Source organism: Paracoccus ravus, from assembly GCF_004522175.1.
In the GTDB taxonomy this organism is placed as follows: Bacteria; Pseudomonadota; Alphaproteobacteria; order Rhodobacterales; family Rhodobacteraceae; genus Paracoccus; species Paracoccus ravus.
On the sequence record NZ_SDEB01000012.1, the window covers coordinates 12,365 to 33,504 of the forward strand.

At 66.5% G+C, this 21,140-nt stretch carries 21 protein-coding genes; 6 read left to right on the forward strand and 15 right to left on the reverse strand.

Features of this window, described 5'->3' with window-relative positions; genetic code table 11:
• Positions 1 to 93 precede the first annotated feature (93 nt).
• Genes glcF through ESZ60_RS11175 form a run of 3 tightly spaced genes read right to left on the reverse strand, consistent with a single transcriptional unit; the run spans position 94 to position 3,844 of the window.
• A complete protein-coding gene (gene glcF / locus ESZ60_RS11165) occupies positions 94 to 1,374 on the reverse strand; it encodes a glycolate oxidase subunit GlcF (protein WP_134680668.1) in 1,281 nt (426 codons plus the stop codon).
• A gap of 6 nt (positions 1,375 to 1,380) precedes the next feature.
• The gene (locus tag ESZ60_RS11170; RefSeq protein ID WP_134680669.1) at positions 1,381 to 2,409 is read right to left on the reverse strand and encodes an FAD-binding protein; all 1,029 of its coding nucleotides are present in this window, start codon (positions 2,407 to 2,409) and stop codon (positions 1,381 to 1,383) included.
• Positions 2,399 to 3,844 (reverse strand): FAD-linked oxidase C-terminal domain-containing protein, encoded by a 1,446-nt coding sequence (locus ESZ60_RS11175; RefSeq protein ID WP_134680670.1) that lies wholly within the window; start codon positions 3,842 to 3,844, stop codon positions 2,399 to 2,401. The genes ESZ60_RS11170 and ESZ60_RS11175 overlap by 11 nt, the downstream gene beginning before the upstream one ends.
• 127 nt (positions 3,845 to 3,971) lie before the next feature.
• On the opposite strand from ESZ60_RS11175, the gene ESZ60_RS11180 reads away from it, so the two are divergent.
• A complete protein-coding gene (locus ESZ60_RS11180; protein ID WP_134680671.1) occupies positions 3,972 to 4,670 on the forward strand; it encodes a DUF599 domain-containing protein in 699 nt (232 codons plus the stop codon).
• Here ESZ60_RS11180 and ESZ60_RS11185 read toward each other — a convergent pair.
• The 9 genes from ESZ60_RS11185 to ESZ60_RS11225 all read right to left on the reverse strand — a co-directional run bounded on the left by ESZ60_RS11185 (position 4,632) and on the right by ESZ60_RS11225 (position 13,972).
• Complete coding sequence (locus tag ESZ60_RS11185) at positions 4,632 to 5,828, reverse strand: MFS transporter (RefSeq protein ID WP_134680672.1); 1,197 nt, start codon at positions 5,826 to 5,828, stop codon at positions 4,632 to 4,634. The two genes, ESZ60_RS11180 and ESZ60_RS11185, sit on opposite strands and share 39 nt — an antisense overlap.
• Before the next feature lie 113 nt (positions 5,829 to 5,941).
• Positions 5,942 to 6,724, reverse strand: a complete 783-nt coding sequence (locus ESZ60_RS11190) for a crotonase/enoyl-CoA hydratase family protein (RefSeq protein WP_134680673.1) — start codon at positions 6,722 to 6,724, stop codon at positions 5,942 to 5,944.
• A complete protein-coding gene (locus ESZ60_RS11195) occupies positions 6,721 to 7,578 on the reverse strand; it encodes a hydroxymethylglutaryl-CoA lyase (protein ID WP_134680674.1) in 858 nt (285 codons plus the stop codon). The genes ESZ60_RS11190 and ESZ60_RS11195 overlap by 4 nt, the downstream gene beginning before the upstream one ends.
• Positions 7,565 to 8,230 carry a glutathione S-transferase family protein gene (locus ESZ60_RS11200; protein ID WP_134680675.1) on the reverse strand — a complete coding sequence of 222 codons (666 nt, stop codon included), beginning with the start codon at positions 8,228 to 8,230 and terminating at the stop codon, positions 7,565 to 7,567. Before ESZ60_RS11200 ends, ESZ60_RS11195 begins: the two co-directional genes overlap by 14 nt.
• Positions 8,223 to 10,151, reverse strand: coding sequence for an ATP-binding protein (locus ESZ60_RS11205; protein WP_134680676.1), 1,929 nt, complete (start codon positions 10,149 to 10,151; stop codon positions 8,223 to 8,225). Before ESZ60_RS11205 ends, ESZ60_RS11200 begins: the two co-directional genes overlap by 8 nt.
• 79 nt (positions 10,152 to 10,230) lie before the next feature.
• Complete coding sequence (locus ESZ60_RS11210; protein ID WP_134680677.1) at positions 10,231 to 10,728, reverse strand: O-acetyl-ADP-ribose deacetylase; 498 nt, start codon at positions 10,726 to 10,728, stop codon at positions 10,231 to 10,233.
• A gap of 3 nt (positions 10,729 to 10,731) precedes the next feature.
• Positions 10,732 to 12,336 carry a carboxyl transferase domain-containing protein gene (locus ESZ60_RS11215; protein ID WP_134680678.1) on the reverse strand — a complete coding sequence of 535 codons (1,605 nt, stop codon included), beginning with the start codon at positions 12,334 to 12,336 and terminating at the stop codon, positions 10,732 to 10,734.
• Positions 12,333 to 12,791 carry a lysozyme inhibitor LprI family protein gene (locus ESZ60_RS11220; RefSeq protein ID WP_134680679.1) on the reverse strand — a complete coding sequence of 153 codons (459 nt, stop codon included), beginning with the start codon at positions 12,789 to 12,791 and terminating at the stop codon, positions 12,333 to 12,335. The genes ESZ60_RS11215 and ESZ60_RS11220 overlap by 4 nt, the downstream gene beginning before the upstream one ends.
• A gap of 20 nt (positions 12,792 to 12,811) precedes the next feature.
• Positions 12,812 to 13,972: an isovaleryl-CoA dehydrogenase gene (locus tag ESZ60_RS11225; protein ID WP_134680680.1), complete on the reverse strand. Its 1,161-nt coding sequence runs from the start codon at positions 13,970 to 13,972 to the stop codon at positions 12,812 to 12,814.
• A gap of 170 nt (positions 13,973 to 14,142) precedes the next feature.
• Here ESZ60_RS11225 and ESZ60_RS11230 point away from each other — a divergent pair, with 170 nt between their 5' ends.
• Positions 14,143 to 14,670, forward strand: coding sequence for a histidine phosphatase family protein (locus tag ESZ60_RS11230; protein WP_245155667.1), 528 nt, complete (start codon positions 14,143 to 14,145; stop codon positions 14,668 to 14,670).
• A 1-nt stretch (position 14,671) separates the two neighbouring features.
• On the opposite strand, the gene hemC is transcribed toward ESZ60_RS11230, so the two are convergent.
• Positions 14,672 to 15,613 carry a hydroxymethylbilane synthase gene (hemC, locus tag ESZ60_RS11235; protein WP_134680682.1) on the reverse strand — a complete coding sequence of 314 codons (942 nt, stop codon included), beginning with the start codon at positions 15,611 to 15,613 and terminating at the stop codon, positions 14,672 to 14,674.
• Between the two features lie 75 nt (positions 15,614 to 15,688).
• Between hemC and hemE the strand changes: the two genes are divergently transcribed.
• Together hemE and ESZ60_RS11245 are read left to right on the forward strand one after the other, a co-directional pair.
• Positions 15,689 to 16,717: a uroporphyrinogen decarboxylase gene (hemE, locus tag ESZ60_RS11240; protein ID WP_134680683.1), complete on the forward strand. Its 1,029-nt coding sequence runs from the start codon at positions 15,689 to 15,691 to the stop codon at positions 16,715 to 16,717.
• Between the two features lie 2 nt (positions 16,718 to 16,719).
• Positions 16,720 to 17,592 carry a DMT family transporter gene (locus tag ESZ60_RS11245; protein ID WP_134680684.1) on the forward strand — a complete coding sequence of 291 codons (873 nt, stop codon included), beginning with the start codon at positions 16,720 to 16,722 and terminating at the stop codon, positions 17,590 to 17,592.
• Here the strand turns inward: ESZ60_RS11245 and ESZ60_RS11250 are convergent.
• Positions 17,582 to 18,175, reverse strand: a complete 594-nt coding sequence (locus ESZ60_RS11250; protein WP_134680685.1) for a LysE family translocator — start codon at positions 18,173 to 18,175, stop codon at positions 17,582 to 17,584. The genes ESZ60_RS11245 and ESZ60_RS11250 overlap by 11 nt on opposite strands.
• 80 nt (positions 18,176 to 18,255) lie before the next feature.
• Between ESZ60_RS11250 and ESZ60_RS11255 the strand changes: the two genes are divergently transcribed.
• Both ESZ60_RS11255 and ESZ60_RS11260 read left to right on the forward strand, forming a co-directional pair.
• Positions 18,256 to 18,720, forward strand: a complete 465-nt coding sequence (locus tag ESZ60_RS11255; RefSeq protein ID WP_134680686.1) for an Lrp/AsnC family transcriptional regulator — start codon at positions 18,256 to 18,258, stop codon at positions 18,718 to 18,720.
• A gap of 41 nt (positions 18,721 to 18,761) precedes the next feature.
• Positions 18,762 to 20,297: an ATP-dependent DNA helicase gene (locus tag ESZ60_RS11260; RefSeq protein ID WP_134680687.1), complete on the forward strand. Its 1,536-nt coding sequence runs from the start codon at positions 18,762 to 18,764 to the stop codon at positions 20,295 to 20,297.
• Here ESZ60_RS11260 and ESZ60_RS11265 read toward each other — a convergent pair.
• The gene (locus tag ESZ60_RS11265) at positions 20,294 to 21,118 is read right to left on the reverse strand and encodes an EcsC family protein (protein ID WP_134680688.1); all 825 of its coding nucleotides are present in this window, start codon (positions 21,116 to 21,118) and stop codon (positions 20,294 to 20,296) included. The two genes, ESZ60_RS11260 and ESZ60_RS11265, sit on opposite strands and share 4 nt — an antisense overlap.
• Positions 21,119 to 21,140 lie beyond the last annotated feature (22 nt).

Genomic DNA, 21,140 nt, shown 5'->3' on the forward strand with positions numbered 1-21,140 from the left:
ATACAAAGGCTTGCCCCCCTTATCGGGCGGGCAGGTCCGTCGGCGCCCTCGGGCCCTCCGACAGAGTTTAGCTAGGTATGCGCGGGCAACGTTTCAAGCCTCGGCCAAGGCGCGGGGCTTTGGCCCGCCGCTCGCCCAGTCGAGCAATTCGACCGTATGGACGACCGGCACCCCAGTGCCCGACCCGATCTGCATCATGCAGCCGATATTGCCCGCCGCAATGACCTGAGGCGCGGTCGCCTCAAGCGTCGCGACCTTGCGGCGCTTCAACTCTCCAGAGAGTTCAGGTTGCAGCAGGTTGTAAGTCCCCGCCGAGCCGCAGCAGAGATGCGGGTTTTCCGGCTCGACCACGGTAAAGCCCGCGCGCGTCAGCAGGGTTTTCGGCGTGGTCTTGATCTGCTGGCCATGCTGCAACGAACAGGCCGAGTGATAGGCCACGCGCAGCCCCTCGCCCTGCCCCTCGGGCAGGCCGTGACGGTCGAAGAACTCGGTCACGTCACGGGTCAGGCGCGCGACCCGCTCGGCCTCGGGCTGCATCGGATCGCCCGCGAAGATCTTGCCGTAATCCTTGATCGTCGTGCCGCAGCCCGAGGTATTGATGATGATCGCGTCCAACTCCCCGGCGGCAAGGAAGCTGCGGATCGTGGCGCGGGCCGAATGCAGGGCCTCTTCCTCGCGGCCCATGTGATGGGTCAGAGCGCCGCAACAACCGAAGCTTTCGGGGATCACCACCTCGCAGCCCGCGCGGCGCAGCAGGCGGATCGTCGCGTCGTTAATATCGGTGTTCAGCGCCCTTTGCGCGCAGCCGGGCATCATCGCGACGCGCGCCCGCCTCTCGCCGATGGGCGCAAAGACCTGCCCCTGATCGTTGCGACTGACCGAGGGGATCTGTTTCGGCGCCATCTCCAGCATCGCCCGCAGCCGCGCGTCGGGCATCAGGCGCGCAAAGGGTCGCGCGATCTTGGCGCCCAGCAGCGCCAACCGAAAGCGGCCCTGATAGGGCAGCACTTTCGCCAGCATCCAGCGCAAAGCGCGATCCTGCCACGGGCGGCGATAGGTCTTTTCGACATGGATGCGGGCATGGTCGATCAGGTGCATGTAATCGACGCCCGAGGGGCAGGTAGACATGCAACTCAGACACCCCAGACAGCGGTCCAGATGCTTGACGGTCTTTTCATCGGCATCGCGCCCGCTTTCGAGCATATCCTTGATCAGGTAGATCCGCCCCCTCGGGCTGTCGAGTTCGTCCCCCAGCACCTGATAGGTCGGGCAGGTCGCCGTGCAAAAGCCGCAATGGACGCAGGCGCGCAGGATCTTGTTCGAGCGCGCGACCAGCGGGTCTTGCAACTGCTCTTCGGTGAAGTTCGTCTGCATGAAATCCTAGCTGGCAAAGATCCGGCGAGGGTCGAACCGCTCGCCAATGCTGGCATTGAGCCGCGCCACGACGGGGCTTGGCGCGGGAAGGGTCATCGCCTCGGCTCCGGTCACGCGGGTCGCATGACCCGACCACGCGGGCAGGTTCGGAACCTCTCCTGCGGGCAGCGCGACCCAGATCAGGCTGCCGCCCCAATCGACCGACAAGGGCTGCGGCAGGGTGGCCAGCAGCGCAGAGGCCTCGGAAGGACGACAGACGATCCGCCACAGATCGCCCTCGGGGGTAGTCGGGACCAGCCGCGACCAGCTTGCGCCGTCGCCCTCGGCTGCTTCGCCGAAAGCCGACAGCCGCTCGGTCAGGGCGCGGCTGCGGATGGCGACAGAGCCTTCCAAACCCTCGATCCGGATCAGCGCGCCCTGCCCCGGCAGCCACGCTGCGCCGGACACATCGTAAGGCCCGGTCAGCGCCGAGGTCAGCGCCTCAATCGCCGCCGAGGCATCGACTCCCGGCAGCGCCAAGGTCGCGGAACAGGGTGGCATGGGCGCGGTTTTCAGCGCGACCTCGGTCAGGACGCCCAAGCGGCCCCGCGATCCGGCCATCAACTTCACGAGATCGTAGCCGGTGACGTTCTTCATCACCCGCCCGCCATTCTTGACGACCTCGCCCTGCCCGTTGACATAGCGCACCCCGATCAGTGCATCGCGGCAAGCGCCGACCTGCACCCGTCGCGGACCCGAGGCATTGGCGGCAACCACGCCACCGATGGTCGAACCGGGGCGGGCGTCAGGCTCAAAACCCAGCATCTGCCCCTCGGCGGCCAGCGTGGCCTGCACCTCGGCCAAGGGCGTTCCCGCCCGCACCACCAGCGTCAGCGCGGCGGGTTCATAGAGCACCACCCCGCGCAGACCCGAGACGTTCAGCCGCTCGCCCGTCCCTTCGCCCGGCAGCAAGCGCGTGCCGCCACCGATGGGCGACAACGGGGCGCGGGCCGATCGGATCAGCTGACAGACGTCATCTTCGGATTCAGGCCGCATTGCGGATACCCTCGCGGCGAGAGGCCGAGACGGCCAGCGGAAAGACCTTGGCCGCGTTCAACAGCCATTGCGGATCGAAAGCGTCCTTGACCCGCATCTGCGCCTCAAGGTCGATCTCGTTGAATTGGGTGGACATCAGCTCACGCTTCTCGACGCCGACGCCATGTTCGCCGGTCAGGCAGCCGCCGACCTCGACGCAGAGCTTGAGGATTTCGGCCCCCAAAGCCTCGCAGCGTTCCAGATCGCCGGGCTTGTTGGCATTATAAAGGATCAGCGGGTGCATATTGCCGTCGCCGGCATGGAAGACATTGGCGACTTCCAGCCCGAACTCGCCCGAAAGCCGAGCAATGCCCGCCAGGACCTGCGGCAAGGTGCTGACCGGGATCGTCCCGTCCAGACACATGTAATCGTTGATCTGCCCCATCGCGCCAAAGGCCGATTTCCGGCCCAGCCAGATGCGGCGGGATTCGTCCTCGGACTGGCTTTCGCGGAACTCAATCGGCTCGAAACGTGCGGCGATGTCGCGGATCAGGGCCAATTGCTCGTCGATCTCGGGGGGCGTGCCCTCGACTTCGATGATCAGCAATGCCTCGCAATCGGGGTAACCGGCATGAGCAAAGGCCTCGGTCGCCCGGATACAGGGGCGGTCCATGAACTCGATGGCGACGGGCAGAACGCCCGCGCGGATGATCGCCGCGACACAGGCCCCTGCGGTTTCCGAGGCGTCGAAGGCCACCAGAACGGGCCGGGCGCCCACGGGCTTGGGCAGGATGCGCAAACTCGCCTCGGTCACGATGCCAAGCTGGCCCTCGGACCCGCAAACCACACCCAGCAGGTCCAAGCCCGGCGCTTCGCCCATCGGGCCACCCAGTTCGACGACCTCACCATCCATCAAGACGACTGTCACGCCCAGCAGGTTATTGGTGGTGACGCCATATTTCAGGCAATGCGCGCCGCCGGAATTCATACCGATATTGCCGCCAATCGCGCAGGCAAGCTGACTCGACGGATCGGGGGCATAGAAAAACCCCTTGGCATCCACCGCGCCCGAGACGGACAGGTTCGTCCGCCCCGCCTGCACGCGGATGAACCGGTCATTATAATCGGTTTCCAGCACCGCATTCATGCGGGACAAACCGACGATCACCGCATCCGCCGTGGGCATCGAGCCGCCCGCAAGGCTGGTCCCCGCGCCGCGCGGCACAACTGGGACGCCCTCGTCGTGGCAGATGCGCAGGACAGCCGAAACCTCGGCAGTCGTTGCCGGCAAAACCACCGCCAAAGGCGGGCAGCGATAGGCGGAAAGCGCGTCACATTCATAGGCCCGCGTCTCGGCCGGATCGTCGATCACGGCAGTGGGAACGGCCTGACGCAGCTTTGCGGCAATGCTGGCGCGCCGCGCGATAATGCGCGGATCGGGAGAAGGCATCTGCATCAGATCCCCCCAACCGTGATGACACGGAATGCAGCCATTGCATCCTCCAAGGCAAAGACGACTTGACTTGATTAGCCCCGAGGCCAGTCTCTGGCAACCACAGAGCCGCAGCGATAATGAGCGTCGCATGGAAAACACCCTGATCCCCGGCCCCTTCACCACCGCCGACGCCGCCGCCGTCGTCTGGCTGTTCTTCACATGGTATGCGGTGGGCTGGTTCACCGAGCACCCGCCAAAGGGCTATCCTTCGGTTTCGGTGCTGATGAAGGAATATCGCCGCGAATGGATGCGGCAATTCGTGACCCGCGATCCACGCATTTTCGACGGCAATATCCTGTCCTCATTGCGCGAGGGGACGGCGTTTTTCGCCTCGGCCTGCATGATCGCGATTGGCGGCGGCCTCGCGCTGATCGGCAATACCGATCAGCTTGCGGGCGTCGCGCGGCAATTCGATCTCGAACACGCCCCGGCGCTGAAATGGGAAATCAAGATCGTCATCGCGCTGTTCTTTGTTGCGAACGCGCTCTTGCGCTTCATCTGGTCGCACCGGCTGTTCGGCTATTGCGCGATCATGATGGCGGCGGTCCCGAACAAGTCCGACGATCCCCATGCCCTGCCCCGCGCCATGCAGGCGGCCGAGATAAATATCACCGCCGCCAAAAGCTTCAATTCGGGCCTGCGCTGCGTTTACTTCGCCTTAGGGGCCTTGGGATGGCTCGCCGGACCGCTCTGGCTCTTCATCGCGACCTCGACGGTTCTGGCCATGACCATCCGGAGGGAATGGGCCTCAGGCTCGCGCCGGGTAATCCTCGAACGCCTGCCCTGAGGCGCGCGCTTGCCACCAAGCAATGGCCAGCATCACCATGCCCGCAAGCGACAAGCCGACACCGACCAGCCCCGAGCTACTCCAGCCCCAGCCCGCAGCCAGAGCCATGCCCGCAAGCCAAGGCCCCAACGCGTTCGCGGCGTTGAAGGCTGCGTGGTTCATCGCGGCGGCCATGGATTGCGCCTCTCCGGCGACCTCCATCAGGCGGGTCTGCAAGGGCACGGCCATGGAGGCACCGACGCCCACGATGAAGGACGAGGCGATCATCAGGATCCAGTTCCCGACCGCCAGCGAGGCGAGCCCTTGGGTCAGCGCCATGAAGACCATCAGCACGAAAGCCGCCTTGAACTCGCCCAGCCGGATCGTCAGCTTGGCGGCGATGATGCTGCCCAAGGTCATGCCGACGCCGAAGGCCGAAAGCAGCGCCGCCACGGCCCATGAGGGCGGGTTCGTCGTCGCCAGCATCGCGGCGGAAAGATAGGAATAGACGGCGAAGACACCGCCGCAGCCAACCGCGCCGACGGCCAGCGTCAGCATCACGGCGGGGTTCTTCAGCGCCTTGAGTTCGGCCATTGGGTTGGCCTTGGCATTCGCGCCAACGCGCGGCGCGAGGCGCAGGATCAGCCAGCCTGCGATCAGCGCCAGAACACCCGGCAGCGCAAAGCCCCAGCGCCAGCCCATGCCCTGCCCCAGCACGCCCGCCAAAGGTACACCCGCGATATTGGCGATGGTCAGACCCAGCAAGACCTGCGTGACGCCCTTGGCGCGCTGCTCCTTGGGCAGAGCATCGGCGGCAAACAGCATCGCGACGCCCAAATAACCGCCATGCGGCAGACCGGCGAGGAAACGCGTGAAGACCAGCGTGCCATAGCCCGGCAGCACCGCCGCCAGCAGGTTCATCACGCCATAGACCGCGATCAGCGCCGCCAGATAGCGCCGACGCGGCAGCCGCGCCCCGATAATCGAGGTGATCGGCGCCCCCACGACCACGCCAAGCGCATAGGCGCTGATGACATGGCCCGCCTGCGGCTCGGTAATGGCCAGATCGCTCGCATACCAAGGCAGCAAGCCCATCGCCGCGAATTCCGAGGTGCCGATGGCAAAGGAGCCCAGCCCAAGGGCAAGGATGGCAAGTTTCAGGTTCGGCTGGGGCGGCATCGCGTCACATTCCGGCATTTGAGGGGATTAACGTATACGTTGGCGATAACAGAATCGCCCTGCCCCCGTCTTCACCCGCCCAAGACAGGCCCGCCATGCGCTACGCGCAAGGCTTACTCAGCCCAATTGGGTTTTCTCTTTTCAAAGAACGCGTTGATACCTTCTTGTGCTTCCGCGCCTTCCCAGACGCGGACGAGCGCGTCGATGGTTGCTTCGATCACATCAGCGTCGATGCGGGGTCCGAGGCTGCGGGTCAGGCGCTTGGCCTCGGCCACCGCGCCCGGGGCGCAGGCGAGATAGGGCGCGACCTCGGCCTCGATCGCGGCGTCAAGGATATCGGTGTCGGCGAGACCGGCAAGCAGATCCAGCCGCACCGCCTCGTCGGCGCTGAAGAGCCGCGCGGACATGAAGACGCGGCGCGCCTTGCCCTCGCCCAGCCGCGCGATGACATAGGGGCCGATGGTGGCGGGGATCAGACCAAGCCGGGTCTCGGTCAGGCCGAAGCGGGCCTCCGGGACCGCCACGGCCACGTCGCAGACCGAGATCATGCCGAGGCCGCCGCCGAAGGCATTGCCCTGCACCCTCCCGATCAGCGGTTTCGGCAGCGTGTTCAGCGCCTGCAGCATCAGCGCCAACTCCCGCGCCCCGGCGCGGCGGGTCGCGGCGTCCGCCGCCATCTGCGCCTGCATCCAGCCCAGATCGCCCCCGGCGCAGAAGCTTTTGCCCTCGGCGGCCAGCACCACGACGCGCACGGCGGGGTCAGCGCCCAGGCGGCCGGCGGCCTCGGTCAGCTCGGCGATCATCTGAGCGGAAAGCGCATTGTGCTTCTCGGGCCGCGCCAGCCACAGATGGGCCAAGCCGCGCGCGTCGGTTTCAATGCGGATCGTTTCCATCATGCACCTCCTGCCCGAAGCGCGCGGGCGAATTCGGCAGCTTCAGTGATCACCGCCGGGTCAATCCCCGTCTCATAGCCCCGCGCGGCAAGATGCGCGGCAACGGCCTCGGTCGCGACATTGCCCCGTGCACCCGGCGCATAGGGACAGCCACCAAGCCCGCCGACGGCGGCGTCAAAGACCCGCAGCCCGCGCGCAAGGCTTGCGTCGATATTCTGCAACGCCCGGCCCGCCGTGTCGTGGAAATGCCCGGCCAGCCTGTCGGGCGGCAATTCGTCCAGAACAGCCGACAGCATCGCATCCACCGTCTCGGGGCGTCCCTGCCCGATCGTGTCGCCAAGGCTGACCTCGTAACAGCCCAGATCGCGCAGGGCGGCCACGACGCGGGCAACATTCCCGGGCGGCACCGGCCCGTCGAAGGGGCAATCCGTCACCACCGAGACATAGCCGCGCATGGGGATACCATCGGCCCGCGCGGCTTCGGCCAAAGGCGCGAAGCGTTCGAGGCTTTCGGCGATGGTCGCGTTCAGGTTCGCGCGTGAAAAACCCTCCGAGGCCGAGGCGAAGACCGCGACCTCATCCGCCCGCGCGGCGCGCGCCGCCTCGTAGCCCTTCACATTCGGGGTCAGCACGGCGTAGCTCACGCCCGGTGCGCGGCTGATGCCCGCCATGACCTCGGCCGCATCGGCCAGTTGCGGCACCCATTTCGGGCTGACAAAGCTCGTGACCTCGATGCGGCGGAACCCGGCGCGAGACAGCATGTCCACCAGCGCGATCTTGTCGGCAGCGGGGATCAGGCGCCTTTCGTTCTGTAGCCCGTCGCGTGGGCTCATTTCAAATATTTCAGCGCGTTGCATCGGGAAGCTCGTAAAAGTCGCGTTGATAGATCACCGGGGTTCCGGGCGCGGGTAGCGCCGCCTGAAACGCAGGGCGAGCGGCACAGCGGGCGGCATAAGCCGCAAGCGCCGGGCGGTCGTTGAGGCGCACGAAGCGCCCCGCGATCCAGACCGAATAGCCGACCTGACAATCGACGGCCGAGAATTTGCTCAGCAGCCAGTCCGAATTCTCGACATGCCTTTCGACCAGCGTCAGCGCGCGAGAGAGCCGCGCGGCTTCAAGCTTCATCACCGTCTGCGAGCGCTGCGAAGGCTCGCGCAGGAAGACATGCGATTGCGTCAGGTTCGCGACATGCTGGGCGAGGGTCTCGCCGAAATGCAGCCAGTCGAGCCATGCCAGCCGTCCCGCCTCGCCCGGCGCACGGCCCAGATGCGGCGCGCGGGTCTCGCACAGCCATTCGGTCATCGCCCCGGATTCGTGGATCACCACCGTCCCATCGCGCAGCGCGGGCACCCGGCCGACCGGATGGATCGCGTCATAGGGCGGTCGCCGCATCGAGCCATCGGTCATGCTCATCTCGACCAGATCGAATTCGCAGCCGATCTCGTGGAGCAGCCACAGGATCCGCATCGAGCGCGACAGCGGCACATGCCAGAGCGTCAGGTCAGGCATCGACATCCTCTTCCAGCCGGATCAGCGCCGCGCCGGCCTCGACCTGATCGCCGGGCTGCGCCAGCACCTCGGCCACGCGCCCGTCGCGGGCGGCGGTCAGGCTGTGCTCCATCTTCATCGCCTCGAGGATCGCCAGCCGGTCGCCCGCCGCGACCTCCTGCCCGGGCGTGACGAAGACCGCCTTGACCAACCCCGGCATGGGCGACAGCGTCAGCCCGCCGCCGACCTCATCTCCGCCACGCGCCAGCGGATCGAGCGGCACAAGGGTCAGCGAGCGCCCGCCGAAGACGCTGGTCCCGGCGGCATGGCTCACGATGCGCGAACGCCGCGGCTTTCCATCGACCCACCAGCGCCCGCCCTCATGCCGGATCTCATGCGCGACGCCTTGCAACGTGACCCGGGCCGCTCCGGGGCCAAGGACCTCCAGCATCGCCTCGCCGCTCTCCCAAGAAATCGTCCGGCGCAAGGGCTGCCACAGGGTGATGCCGCCCCGGACCAGCGGATCGGCTAGCCCCGCCAGGCCCAGCACCGCTAATACCCGCGTCGCGGGATCGGGTTCCGAGGCCTCGGTCAGCGCGGCGAGGTCGCGGGCGATCAACCCGGTATCGACCTCGCCTTGGCCGAAGCCCTCATGCCGGGTCAGCGCGATCAGGAAGTCGAGATTGGTGACCGAGCCCGCCACCTCGGTATCGCAAAGCGCTGCCTCCAAGGCGCGCAGCGCGATGGCGCGGGTCGCGCCATGCGTCACCACCTTCGCGATCATCGGGTCGTACCACGGGCTGATCGCATCCCCCGGACGCACGCCAGACTCGATGCGGGCCGCCGCGGGGAATTGCAGATGTGCCAGCGTGCCCGTCGCCGGCAGGAAGCCTGCCGGCACGTCCTCGGCGTAAAGCCGCGCCTCGAAAGCATGGCCCGAGATGCGCAGTTCCTCCTGCCGCGCGGGCAAGGGCTCGCCGCTCGCCACGCGCAGCTGCCATTCGACGAGATCGACGCCGGTGATCGCCTCGGTCACCGGATGCTCGACCTGCAGGCGGGTATTCATCTCCATGAACCAGAAGCCGTCCGGGCGCAGGCCGCGGCTGCCATCGACGATGAATTCGATGGTGCCGGCGCCGGAATAGCCAATGGTCTCGGCGGCGCGCACGGCGGCGGCGCCCATGGCGGCGCGCATCTCGGGCGTCATGCCGGGCGCCGGGGCTTCCTCGATCACCTTCTGGTGGCGGCGCTGGAGCGAGCAGTCGCGCTCGAAGAGGTGCACCGCGCGGCTGCCGTCGCCGAAGACCTGGACCTCGATATGGCGGGGCCGTTGGATGTATTTCTCGATCAGCACGGCGGGGTTGCCGAAAGCGGTCAGGGCCTCGCCCTGCGCCGAGGCGAGCGCATCGGCGAAATCGCCCGGCCGTTCGACCATCCGCATGCCCTTGCCGCCGCCGCCCGCCACCGCCTTGATGAGCACCGGATAGCCGATCGCCCCGGCCTGCGCGGCCAGGTGCCCGGGGTCCTGCTCCGCCCCGTGATAGCCCGGCACGACCGGGACGCCGGCCTCTTCCATCAGCGCCTTGGCCGAATCCTTGAGGCCCATTTTGCGGATCGCCTCGGCAGAGGGGCCGATGAAGACCAGCCCCGCCGCCCTGACCACATCGACGAAGTCGGGGTTCTCGCTGAGGAACCCATAGCCCGGATGGATTGCCTGCGCGCCGGTCTCCTTCGCCGCGGCGATGATGGCATCGCCCCGCAGATAGCTGTCGCGGGGCGCAGGGCCACCGATATGCACCGCCTCATCGGCCATGGCGACATGGCGGCTGGCGCGGTCGGCATCGGAATAAACCGCGACCGTGCGCACACCCAGGCGGCGGGCAGTGTCGATGACGCGGCAGGCGATCTCGCCACGATTGGCGATCAGGATCTTCTGGAACATGCGGCGGCTCTTCTGGAGAGGGAGGCGGCGGGGGTTTCACACCCCCGCACCCCCGTGGGATATTTGGGCAAGAAAGAACTCATCCGCACGCCTCGGCAAGAATACGGGCGGTGGCGGCGTCATAGGCGACCAAGGTCACGGCGAGGTTCTCGCGAAAAGCGCGAATGCTTCGCACCGCGATCCGAGCCGCGCGATCCGCAGGGAAACCATAGATCCCGGTCGAAATGGCGGGAAAGGCAATGCTTGACAGGCTATGGTCAAGGGCGAGCGTCAGTGCATTGCGGTAACAGGCCGCGAGGAGATCATCCTCGCCCAGCGCCCCGCCGCGCCAGACCGGGCCGACGGCATGGATGACATGGCGGGCGGGCAGGTCATGGCCAAGGGTGATGCGGGCTTCGCCCGTCGGGCAGCCGCCAAGCTTGCGGCATTCTGCGATGAGGCCCGGCCCCGCCGCGCGATGGATCGCGCCATCGACCCCGCCACCGCCCAGAAGCGTCCGGTTCGCGGCATTGACGATGGCATCCAGCGCGAGGGTGGTGATGTCGCCTTGCCAGATGGTGATCGGCTGCGCGGCCATGGGCTACATCCGGAAAATGCCGAAGCGGGTCGGCTGGATCGGCGCGTTGAGACTCGCGCGCAGGGACAAGGCCAGCACGTCGCGGGTCTTGCGCGGATCGACGATGCCGTCATCCCAGAGCCGCGCCGACGCATAGAGCGGGTGCGACTGGCGCTCGAACATCTCGATGGTGGGGCGCTTGAACTCGGTTTCCTCGTCAGCGGTCCAGCTGCCGCCCGCGCGCTCGATGCCCTCGCGGCGGACGGTGGCGAGGACCCCTGCCGCCTGTTCGCCGCCCATGACCGAGATGCGGGAATTCGGCCAGGTCCAGAGGAAGCGCGGTGAATAGGCCCGCCCCGACATGCCGTAATTCCCCGCGCCGAAGCTGCCGCCGACCAGCATGGTGATCTTGGGCACATTGGTCGTGGCGACGGCAGTGACCATCTTGGCGCCATGGCGCGCGATGCCCTCGTTCTCGTATTTGCGCCCGACCATGAAGCCGGTGACGTTCTGCAGGAAGACCAGGGGCACGTTCCGCATCGAGCAGAGCTCGATGAAATGCGCGCCCTTCTGCGCGGCTTCCGAGAAGATCACGCCATTGTTGGCGACGATGCCGACCGGGCAGCCCTCGAGATGGGCGAAGCCGGTGACGAGGGTCTCGCCGAAGCGCGGCTTGAACTCGTCGAAGCGCGAGCCGTCGACGACGCGGGCGATCACCTCGCGGATGTCATAGGGGGTGCGCAGGTCGGCGGGAACGATGCCGAGGATCTCCTCGGGGTCGTGGAGGGGCGCTTCAGGCGCTTGCCACTGCACGGTCTGCGGCAAGCCGCGGTTGAGATTGCCGACCGCGCGGCGGGCCAGCGCCAGAGCATGGGCGTCATCCTCGGCCAGGTAATCCGCGACGCCGGACAGCCGGGTATGGACATCGCCGCCGCCGAGATCCTCGGCGGAGACGACCTCGCCGGTCGCGGCCTTCACCAAGGGCGGGCCGGCCAGGAAGATGGTGCCCTGGTTCTTCACGATGATGGTCACATCCGACATGGCGGGCACATAGGCCCCGCCCGCCGTGCATGAGCCCATCACCACCGCGATCTGGGCGATGCCCTTCGCGGACATCCGCGCCTGATTGTAGAAGATGCGGCCGAAATGGTCGCGGTCGGGGAAGACCTCGTCCTGGTTGGGCAGGTTCGCCCCGCCGCTGTCGACGAGGTAGATGCAGGGCAGATGGCATTCCTCGGCGATCTCCTGGGCGCGCAGGTGCTTCTTGACCGTCATCGGGTAATAGGTGCCGCCCTTGACCGTCGCGTCATTGGCCACGACCATCACGTCGATGCCGTTGACCCGCCCGATCCCCGCGATCACGCCGGCGCAGGGCGCATCGCCGCCATACATGCCATGCGCCGCCGTCGCCCCGATTTCCAGAAAGGCCGAGCCGGGATCGAGCAGGTTCGCCACCCGCTCGCGCGGGGGCATCTTGCCCCGGCTCACATGCCGCTCAAGCGCCTTCGCCCCGCCGCCTGCCGCCGCCATAAGCGCGGCTTCGCGCACGGTATCGAGCATCGCGAGATGGGCCGCGCGATTGGCGCGAAACATGTCGGAAGATGGCAGCGCCTGGGATGTCAGCTTCATGGATCGCGCATGTTCCTGAGTTCGAGGGCCCGGCGGGCCGTATGTTCCAACTGGCAATAGAGGGTCGAGGTCGTCTGCATCGTGCCCCCCTCGTAGCGGAGGCCCTCGGCTTCGCAATCGGCGTCGCGCAGGCCGATCCAGGATTTCTGGGCCACCTTCAGCTTGTCGGCGATGCCCGGCCTGTCCTTGAAATGGTCCCGCGTCTCTTTGTATTCGCGGTTCAGGGCCTCATCCCATTCCTTCCGCTCGGCTTCGATGCAGGTGTTGATCTGCACGGTCGTCTCGCCGGTCCAAGCCTGGCAGGCGCGTGCCGCGATCCCGATACAATCGGCATCCGCGCGGCCGCGTGGCGCGTCACGAAGACAGATTTCGATCAGCGCGCCGTCGATCGGGCTGTCCTGCGCGAGGGCCGGAAATGGCAGGGTGAGAAGGAGCAGGGCAAAGGGTTTCAGCATAATCCATCCTCGGAATGGGATCAGGCCAGTTCCATCAACTGGCGTCCGATTAGCATACGCCGGATTTCCGAGGTTCCCGCGCCGATTTCCATGAGCTTGGCGTCGCGGAAGAGCCGGCTCACCACAGAATCGTTGAGGAAGCCCGCGCCGCCCAGCGCCTGCACGGCCTGATGCGCCTGCACCATGGCCTGCTCGCTGGCGTAAAGCACCGCGCCCGCCGCGTCCTGTCGCGTCACCTTGCCCGCATCGCAGGCCCTCGCCACCTCATAGACATAGGCCCGCGCCGTGTTCAGCGCGACATACATATCGGCGATCTTGCCCTGCATCAGCTGGAACGAGCCGATGGGCTGGCCGAACTGCTTGCGGTCGCGCAGATAGGGGACAACCTCGTCGAGACAGGCGGCCATGATCCCGGTGCCGATGCCGGATAGCACCAGCCGCTCGTAATCGAGGCCCGACATCAGCACGCGGACGCCTTTGCCCTCGGCCCCCAGCACGTTCTCGAAGGGCAGCTCGCAATCCTCGAAGATCAGCTCGCCCGTATTCGAGCCGCGCATCCCCAGCTTGTCGAAATGCGGGCTGGTGGAAAAACCCTTCATGCCGCGCTCGACGATGAAGGCGGTGATGCCCTTGCTGCCCGCCTCGGGATCGGTCTTGGCATAGACGACCAGCGTGTCGGCATCCGGCGCATTGGTGATCCAGTATTTATTCCCGTTCAGCACATAGCGGTCATTGCGCTTCTCGGCGCGCAGCTTCATGGACACGACATCGCTGCCCGCGCCTTCCTCGGACATGGCGAGCGCGCCGACTGCCTCGCCCGAGCAGAGCCTGGGCAAATATTTCGCGCGCTGTTCGTCCGTGCCGTTCAACTTGATCTGGTTCACGCAAAGGTTCGAATGCGCGCCGTAAGACAGGCTCACACTGGCCGAAGCCCGCGCGATTTCTTCGGTCACCACGACATGGGCCAGATAGCCCATGCCCGCCCCGCCCCATTCCTCGGAGACGGTGACGCCCAGAAGGCCCAGCTCGCCCATTTCGCGCCAAAGTTCATTCGGGAAAGCATTCGAGCGGTCGACCTCGGCGGCGATCGGCTTCACGCGTTCCTGCGCCCAGCGATGCACCATCTCGCGCAGCGCGTTCACATCCTCGCCCAGATCGAATTCCATCCCCGACGTGAACATGCGCCAACCCTCCCATTTATTGAACAGTCGTTCATTTAACGTGTTTATGCGAAGCGAATCCCGACGGGTCAAGGGCGATCGGCGCGCGATCGGCCCTTATGCGCCGAGGATGCGTTGACTTGCGCCATGGGGCAAGCGATCCAGACGGCGGAAAATCAAGGGAGATGGCGATGCTGGCGCGTTTGCTGATCGCCCGCCACGCACCGAAACTCGGGACCGGGCTTGCCGGGCGGCAGGATGTGGGGGCGGATTGCTCGGATCTCGCGGCACTTGGCTGGCTGCGGGACCGGATGCGGACAGATACGGTCTGGTCGAGCCCGGCTTTGCGCTGCCGCCAGACCAGTGCCGCCATGGGGTTTCAGCCCCAGCTTGTCCCCGATCTGTGGGAGCAGGACTTCGGGATCTACGAAGGCGCGAGCCTGCCCGACCTCGGGCCACTGGGTCACGCCGAGCTTGCCGCCTATCGGCCCGAGGGCGGCGAAAGTTTTCTCGACATGACGGCGCGGGTGCAGCCCGTGCTGGAGGCCGCGCGGGGCGAGATCGCGATCATCGCCCATGCCGGGACGGTGCGCGCGGCGCTCGCGCTGGCGGTCGGACCGGCGGCGCTGTCCTTTCTGGTCGCGCCGCTGTCTTTGACGATCCTGACCCGCTATCCGAATGGCTGGGGCGTGGATTGCGTCAATCGCAAGGCCCCGTGATTCAGCGCGGCTCGAAGAAACCGGCAGGCGCGCGGGACAAAAGCTCTTCGGCCAGATCGAGGCCCATGTCCTTGCCATCGCCCAGCCCGCCCAGCCGCTCGGAGGCAATCACCTCGCCGCCATCGGGGCGCAGGATCTCGCCGCGCAGACGCAAGCGGTCGCCCTCGATCTCGGCAAGCCCAGCGATGGGGGTCTGGCAAGAGCCGTCGAGGCGCAGAAGGAAGGCGCGTTCGGCCTCGACCCGCAGCGCCGAAGGCGCGTGATTGATCGCGGCAAGCAAGGTCGCGGCCCGCGCATCCGAGGCGCGGCGCTCGACGCCAATGCAGCCCTGCGCCACGGCGGGCAGCATCTCATCCGACTCGACCGCCCCGCGCGCGACATGGGTCAGGCCCAGCCGCGTCAGCCCCGCCATCGCGAGGAAAGTCGCGACCGCAACGCCGTCTTCCAGCTTTTTCAGGCGGGTCTGGACGTTTCCTCGAAACTCGACGAGCTTCAGATCCGGGCGACGCGCCGCCAATTGTGCGCGACGGCGCAGGCTCGACGAGCCGACCACCGCGCCTTGCGGCAGTTCCGCGATGCTGCCGTAAAGATTTGACACGAAAGCATCCCGCACATCCTCACGCGGCAGGTAGCAGTCGATCAGCAAACCCTCGGGTTGCAGGGTCGGCATGTCCTTCATCGAATGCACGGCGATGTCTATGGCGCCTTCGGTCAGCGCCTCCTCGATCTCGCGGGTGAACAGCCCCTTGCCGCCGATCTCTTTCAGCGGGCGGTCCAGCACGCGGTCGCCGGTCGTCTTGATGATGACGATCTCGAAGGCGGCCTCGGGCAGGCCATGCGCGGCCATCAGCCGGTCGCGGGTTTCATGGGCTTGCGCGAGCGCCAGCGCCGAGCCGCGCGTGCCGATGCGAAGGGGGGTCCGGGGGTCAGGCATCTGGGTCATGGCCAAGGGCTTAGCGCCCCCCCGCGCCCTTGACAACGGGAACCCACGCGCCATGAAGGCATGAACGAGGTGAACATGTCCCAGAAGACCATTCTGCGTGCCCTTGCGGGCGAAACCCAGGCCATTCCGCCTGTCTGGATGATGCGTCAGGCCGGGCGCTACCTGCCGGAATACCGCGCGACCCGCGCCGAGGCCGGCGACTTTTTGTCGCTGTGCTACAATCCCGACCTCGCCGCCGAGGTCACCCTGCAGCCGATCCGCCGCTATGGATTCGATGCCGCGATCCTGTTCGCGGACATCCTGCTGATCCCGCAGGCGCTGGGGCTGGACCTGTGGTTCGCGACCGGCGAGGGTCCGCGGCTCTCGACGATCACCCGCGCGCACGAGGTCGCCCGCCTGAAGCCCGTCGAGGCGATCCACGAAACCCTTTCCCCGATCTACGAGACCGTACGCATCCTGTCGCGCGAGCTTCCGCGCGAGACCACGCTGATCGGCTTTGCCGGCGCGCCCTGGACGGTCGCGACCTATATGATCGCCGGTCGCGGCACCCCGGACCAAGGCCCGGCCCATGCCTTCAAGGCGGCGGACCGCGCCGCCTTCACCCAACTTATCGAGCGCGTGACCGAGGCGACCATCGCCTATCTCTCGGCCCAGATCGAGGCCGGGGCCGAGGTGGTGAAGCTCTTCGATAGCTGGGCTGGATCGCTGCAAGGCGCAGATTTCCACGATTTTGCGCTTCAGCCCGCGCAACGCATCATCGCCGCGCTGAAGACCCGCTACCCGCATATCCCGGTCATCGCCTTCCCGCGCGAGGCAGGTCCCCGCTATGCCGGGTTTGCCCGCGCCACCGGGGCGGATTGCGTGGCGCTCGACAATTCCGTCAGCGCCGACTGGGCGGCGGCCGAGGTCCAGAAGGATGGCTGTGTGCAGGGCAACCTCGACCCGAAGCTGCTGGTGTCCGGCGGGGCCGCGCTCGAAACCGAGACGCGCCGCGTGGTGCAGGCCTTCTCTAAGGGGCCGCATATCTTCAACCTTGGCCATGGCATCACTCCGGATGCCGATCCCGAGAATGTCGCGCGCATGATCGCGGCGATCCGGGGCTGAGCATGTGGATCCTGGTCACGCTGGTCGCGGCGGCGGCCCAGACGGCGCGAAATGCGGCCCAGCGCGGCCTCTCGGTCGAGATCGGCACGATGGGCGCGACCGCGATCCGCTTCATCTTTGGCCTGCCTTTCGCCCTGCTGTTCCTGCTGGTCTGGGGGTTGTGGCATCCGCTCCCCTTGCCCGGCGGTCAGGCGCTGGGATGGATCCTGCTCGGCGCGATCAGCCAGATCGCGGCGACGGCGCTGATGCTCGCGACGATGAAGAGCCGGGGCTTCGGGGTCACCACGGCCTTGATCAAGACCGAACCGGTGACGCTTGCGATCAGCGGCGCGATCCTTTTGGCCGAACCTCTGGGGCCGGGCCGGATGCTCGCCATTGCAACCGCGACCCTTGGGGTCTTGCTGATGTCGGGGGCGGATTGGCGGCGCGGCGGCATCCGCGCCGCGCTCTTTGGCATCCTGGCCGGGGGGCTGTTCGGGCTGTCCGCCCTGGGCTTCCGCGCCGGGCTACTTGCCTTGCCGCAGGGGAATTTCGTCACCCGCTCGGCCACGGGACTGGTAACCAGCCTCGCCATTCAGACGGTTCTGATGCTGGCATGGCTGGGGATTGCCGACCGCCCGGCCCTGCGCGGCATCCTGCGCCATCTGGGAGGATCTTTCCGCGCAGGGTTCCTCGGGGCCTTTGCCTCGCTGTTCTGGTTCTTTGGCTTCACCCTGACATCGGCGGCGAATGTCCGCACCTTGGCGCTGATCGAGGTGCCCATGGCGCAACTCGTCTCGGGCCGGGTGTTTCGCGAAGGGGTGACGCCCCGGCAAATGGCCGGCATGGCGCTGATCGTCGCCGGCGTGGGCTTGCTGATCTGGGTCAGTGCGTAAGCACGGGCAGCATCGAGCCGACCAGAAGCAGCGCCATGACCCGGTTAAAGAGCCGCATCCGCCCCGGATTGGAGAGAAAGCCCCGCATCCCCTGACCCATCGCGGCCCAGACCGCGACCGAGGGCAGGTTGATCAGCGTAAAGACCACCGCCACCCCCAGCACACCACCCGCGCCCGAGGAATAGGCCGAAAGCGCGCCCAGCCCCATCATCCATGCCTTGGGATTGACCCATTGAAAGGCACAGGCCGCCAGAAAGCTCATGGGCCGCGCCGTTTTCGGCATATCATCCGCATCCGGCGCGGCGGAATGCGCGATTTTCCAGGCAAGCCAGAGCACATAGGCCAGACTCACCCATTTCAACCCTTGCGCGAGTAGTGGAATCGCGGCGATGATCCTATCTATGCCCAGACCAAGCAAGGCGACCATGGCTCCGAAACCCAGCGCGACCCCCAGCATATGTGGTAAGCTGCGCCTTAGCCCGAAATTTGCACCCGAGGCCATCAGCATCAGATTATTCGGCCCCGGCGTGACCGAGGTGACAAAGGCAAAGGCGATAAGGGCAAGAACGACCTGCTGAGACATGTGATTTCCGATTCGGCTACTGCGCAATTATATTCTTATCTGTCCGCAATTTCTGATTTATTGTGGAAATGGAATTTGAAATGGCACAACCAGAACCCGAAACTGACCCAATTTCTGCTCAAATATTGCAGATCCTCGCGCGCAATGGCCGCATCCCGAATCAGCAGCTTGCCGCCGAGATCGGCTTGTCACCCTCGGCCTGCTTGCGCCGGGTGCAGGAGCTAGAGCGCCGTGGCGCGATCGCGGGCTATCGCGCCGTGATCCATCCGGCAGCGCGCGAGGCCGGCTTTACCGCTTATGTCACCGTGGGCCTCGCGCGCCATTCCAACGAGGCGCAGCTGGCTTTCGAGCGCGCCTGCCTTGCCGCACCGCAGGTTCGCGAATGCCATAATATCACCGGTTCGGTCGAATATCTGCTGCGGGTCGAGGTGCGCGATCTCGAATCCTATCGCCGCTTCCATAGCGATGTGTTGGGGGCCTTCCCGCAGATCGCGACCATCACCACCCATGTCGTGATGGGCTCGCCCAAAGATGAGCGGGCCTGATGCCCCTTTCGCGGGGGCGAGGCACGGGCTAACAGGGGGGCATGACCCTGCCCAGCCTTTCCCCCGACCAGGCCGAAGCCTGGGATGCGCTTGCTGCCACACTCGCGGAAGCGGGCATCGACCTGCATAGCGAGGAAGTCTCGCCGCCCTCGCCCGGCAAGGGCAAGGTGATGGCGGTGATCGGCAAGGCCGGTTCGGGCAAGACCTTGCTTCTGGCCGAGTTGACCAAGGCGCTGAAAGAGGCCGGGGCCGATATCATCTCGGGCGATTACGAGGGCAAGAAACGCAAGGACCGCCGCACCGTCGCGATCCTTGCCCCGACCAACAAGGCGGCCTTCGTCTTGCGGATGCGCGGCGTGCCCGCGACGACGATCCACCGCATCCTTTACACCCCGGTCTATGACCCGGAATATGAGCGCATCGCCGATTGGCTGACCGGCGCGGGCCCCCGCCCGGTCGTCGAGGGCGTAGTCGAAGGGCTGACCGATGCCGCTCTGGACCGCGCCAAGGCGTTTTACGACCAACACGCCTCGATCCCCGGCGCTTTGGCGGCGGCGGGGCTGCGCGGCTCGGATTTCATCCGCGGCTGGAAGCGGCGCGAGGAAGGGCTGGATGTCGGGCTGATCGACGAGGCCTCGATGCTGGACGAACGCCAATTCGAGGATCTGCGCGAGATCTTCCCGGTGCTGATCCTGTTCGGCGACCCGGCGCAGCTGGCCCCTGTCGGGCAGTCGGGCGAGATGGTCTTCGACAAGCTGGCGAAGTCGCAGCGGCTGGAACTGTCGCGCATCCACCGCCAGACCGATGACAGCCCGATCCTCGACCTCGCCCATGCTCTGGCCGATCCGCAGCTTGATTTCCCCGAATTCGAACGCATGGTCCGTGAAGCCGCCCAACGCGATGATCGCGTCGTCTGGGCCGAGCGCGTCGAGAGTGACCTGATGGCGCAAAGCCCGGTCCTGGTTTGGCGCAATGTCACGCGTGTGAAGCTGATCCAAGCCTTTCGTTCAGCCTATGGCGCGCCGGGAGATGCGCTTTTGCCGGGCGAACCCCTGATCTGCGACGGGCTGGAACTGCCGCTCAAGCACCGCAAGAAGCGCATCGACCTCGAGGCCCGAGGCCTGATCAAGGGCGCGCAGGTGATCTATCTGGGACCGGGGCGCAAGCCCGGCTTCTCGCGCCTGCATGTCGTGGGGGCCGAAGACCCACGCCTGTCCGCCGCCTCGATCGTCAAGATCGAGATGCCCGATGTCGAAGAGCCCTTCATCCCCTATGCCGCGCGCATGGGCGCGACCTTCCTGCATGGCGCGGCGGTGACGATCCACAAGGCGCAAGGTTCGCAATGGCCCGATGTGCAGGTGTTTGGCCCCGATATTTCCGCCGCCGCCTGGTCGGGCCGGACCGAGGCCGGCGTGCCCCTGTGGAAGCGCCTGACCTATGTCGCGATCACCCGCGCACAAGAACGGCTTTACTGGATCGTGCGCTCACGGCTCGCGCGGCCCAGCGCGCCGCTGGGCATAGATCATCTGGATAACGGCCCCGCGCCGCTGTCGCTTTCCGTCGAAACCGAGGACTAGGCGCTGGCCCGCGTCACATCGCGGCCGGTCGAGCCGGGGCGGATCTGCTCCATGCGCAGCAAAAGCGCCTCGATCAGCGCTTCGCGCGGCAGGCCGGTTTCCTGCGACATGCGCAGCAAACCGAACTGGACGCGGGCAATTTCCTGATAATAGCGGGTGAAATTGTAATTGATCGCCGCGCCCGCCACCGCGCCGAAGATCGGCACCGTCTGCGCCGCAAGCTTTTGCGCGAGCGAGGTGGAAAGCTTCGGCGCAACCCGCGCGATCAGCGTCTGGATGGTCTGGCCGGTGATCGACATGCGCGCCGCGAGCAGCCCCAGATCCGCGCCCTCATCCTTGGAAAGCGGCCCGGCCGAGGCGAAAATGCCCAGAGCCTCGCGCCGTGCCAGATCGCTATCCGGGTCCAGCCCATGCTCGGCGGCGATATCCATGATCGCCCGCAAGAGCAGCGTGACGGTGATCGGCAATTCCAGCGTGGCCCCGGCAATGCCCGCGAAACCGCCCACCGCGCCCGAGGTCGTCGACAGCATCCGGTTGAACCAGTCGCCGCGCTCGGCCATTACGCCGCGAGAGCGCGAGGCCGCATCAAAGGCCCGGTTCAACGCCGCCAAGGTCAGCTTGTCCATGCGCGAGCGCACCGGCTTGGGCAGGCGCTCGATCATGCCTTCGGCCTTGTCGCCCACGGCATTCATCACCTCCATGGCGATGCCCCCGGCATGGAGATAGCGCCGCGCGAGGCGGTCTATCTCGGCGTGAATCGTGGGATCGGTGATCGGCGGCAGCACGGCTTGAGCGGTCGAAACTGGGCGATGATCGGACATCCTGAGACACTGGCCTTTTCTG

Coding starts and splice junctions, on each gene's coding strand:
- ESZ60_RS11185 (WP_134680672.1), bottom strand. CDS start 5,828: ATGCCGCCCCAGCCGAACCTGAAACTTGCCATCCTTGCCCTTGGGCTG.
- ESZ60_RS11225 (WP_134680680.1), bottom strand. CDS start 13,972: ATGTTCACGTCGGGGATGGAATTCGATCTGGGCGAGGATGTGAACGCG.
- ESZ60_RS11170 (WP_134680669.1), bottom strand. CDS start 2,409: ATGCGGCCTGAATCCGAAGATGACGTCTGTCAGCTGATCCGATCGGCC.
- ESZ60_RS11220 (WP_134680679.1), bottom strand. CDS start 12,791: ATGCTGAAACCCTTTGCCCTGCTCCTTCTCACCCTGCCATTTCCGGCC.
- ESZ60_RS11210 (WP_134680677.1), bottom strand. CDS start 10,728: ATGGCCGCGCAGCCGATCACCATCTGGCAAGGCGACATCACCACCCTC.
- ESZ60_RS11255 (WP_134680686.1), top strand. CDS start 18,256: ATGGCACAACCAGAACCCGAAACTGACCCAATTTCTGCTCAAATATTG.
- ESZ60_RS11175 (WP_134680670.1), bottom strand. CDS start 3,844: ATGCAGATGCCTTCTCCCGATCCGCGCATTATCGCGCGGCGCGCCAGC.
- ESZ60_RS11230 (WP_245155667.1), top strand. CDS start 14,143: ATGCTGGCGCGTTTGCTGATCGCCCGCCACGCACCGAAACTCGGGACC.
- ESZ60_RS11215 (WP_134680678.1), bottom strand. CDS start 12,336: ATGAAGCTGACATCCCAGGCGCTGCCATCTTCCGACATGTTTCGCGCC.
- ESZ60_RS11190 (WP_134680673.1), bottom strand. CDS start 6,724: ATGATGGAAACGATCCGCATTGAAACCGACGCGCGCGGCTTGGCCCAT.
- ESZ60_RS11205 (WP_134680676.1), bottom strand. CDS start 10,151: ATGTTCCAGAAGATCCTGATCGCCAATCGTGGCGAGATCGCCTGCCGC.
- ESZ60_RS11245 (WP_134680684.1), top strand. CDS start 16,720: ATGTGGATCCTGGTCACGCTGGTCGCGGCGGCGGCCCAGACGGCGCGA.
- ESZ60_RS11200 (WP_134680675.1), bottom strand. CDS start 8,230: ATGCCTGACCTGACGCTCTGGCATGTGCCGCTGTCGCGCTCGATGCGG.
- ESZ60_RS11195 (WP_134680674.1), bottom strand. CDS start 7,578: ATGCAACGCGCTGAAATATTTGAAATGAGCCCACGCGACGGGCTACAG.
- glcF (WP_134680668.1), bottom strand. CDS start 1,374: ATGCAGACGAACTTCACCGAAGAGCAGTTGCAAGACCCGCTGGTCGCG.
- ESZ60_RS11180 (WP_134680671.1), top strand. CDS start 3,972: ATGGAAAACACCCTGATCCCCGGCCCCTTCACCACCGCCGACGCCGCC.
- hemE (WP_134680683.1), top strand. CDS start 15,689: ATGTCCCAGAAGACCATTCTGCGTGCCCTTGCGGGCGAAACCCAGGCC.
- ESZ60_RS11250 (WP_134680685.1), bottom strand. CDS start 18,175: ATGTCTCAGCAGGTCGTTCTTGCCCTTATCGCCTTTGCCTTTGTCACC.
- hemC (WP_134680682.1), bottom strand. CDS start 15,613: ATGACCCAGATGCCTGACCCCCGGACCCCCCTTCGCATCGGCACGCGC.
- ESZ60_RS11260 (WP_134680687.1), top strand. CDS start 18,762: ATGACCCTGCCCAGCCTTTCCCCCGACCAGGCCGAAGCCTGGGATGCG.
- ESZ60_RS11265 (WP_134680688.1), bottom strand. CDS start 21,118: ATGTCCGATCATCGCCCAGTTTCGACCGCTCAAGCCGTGCTGCCGCCG.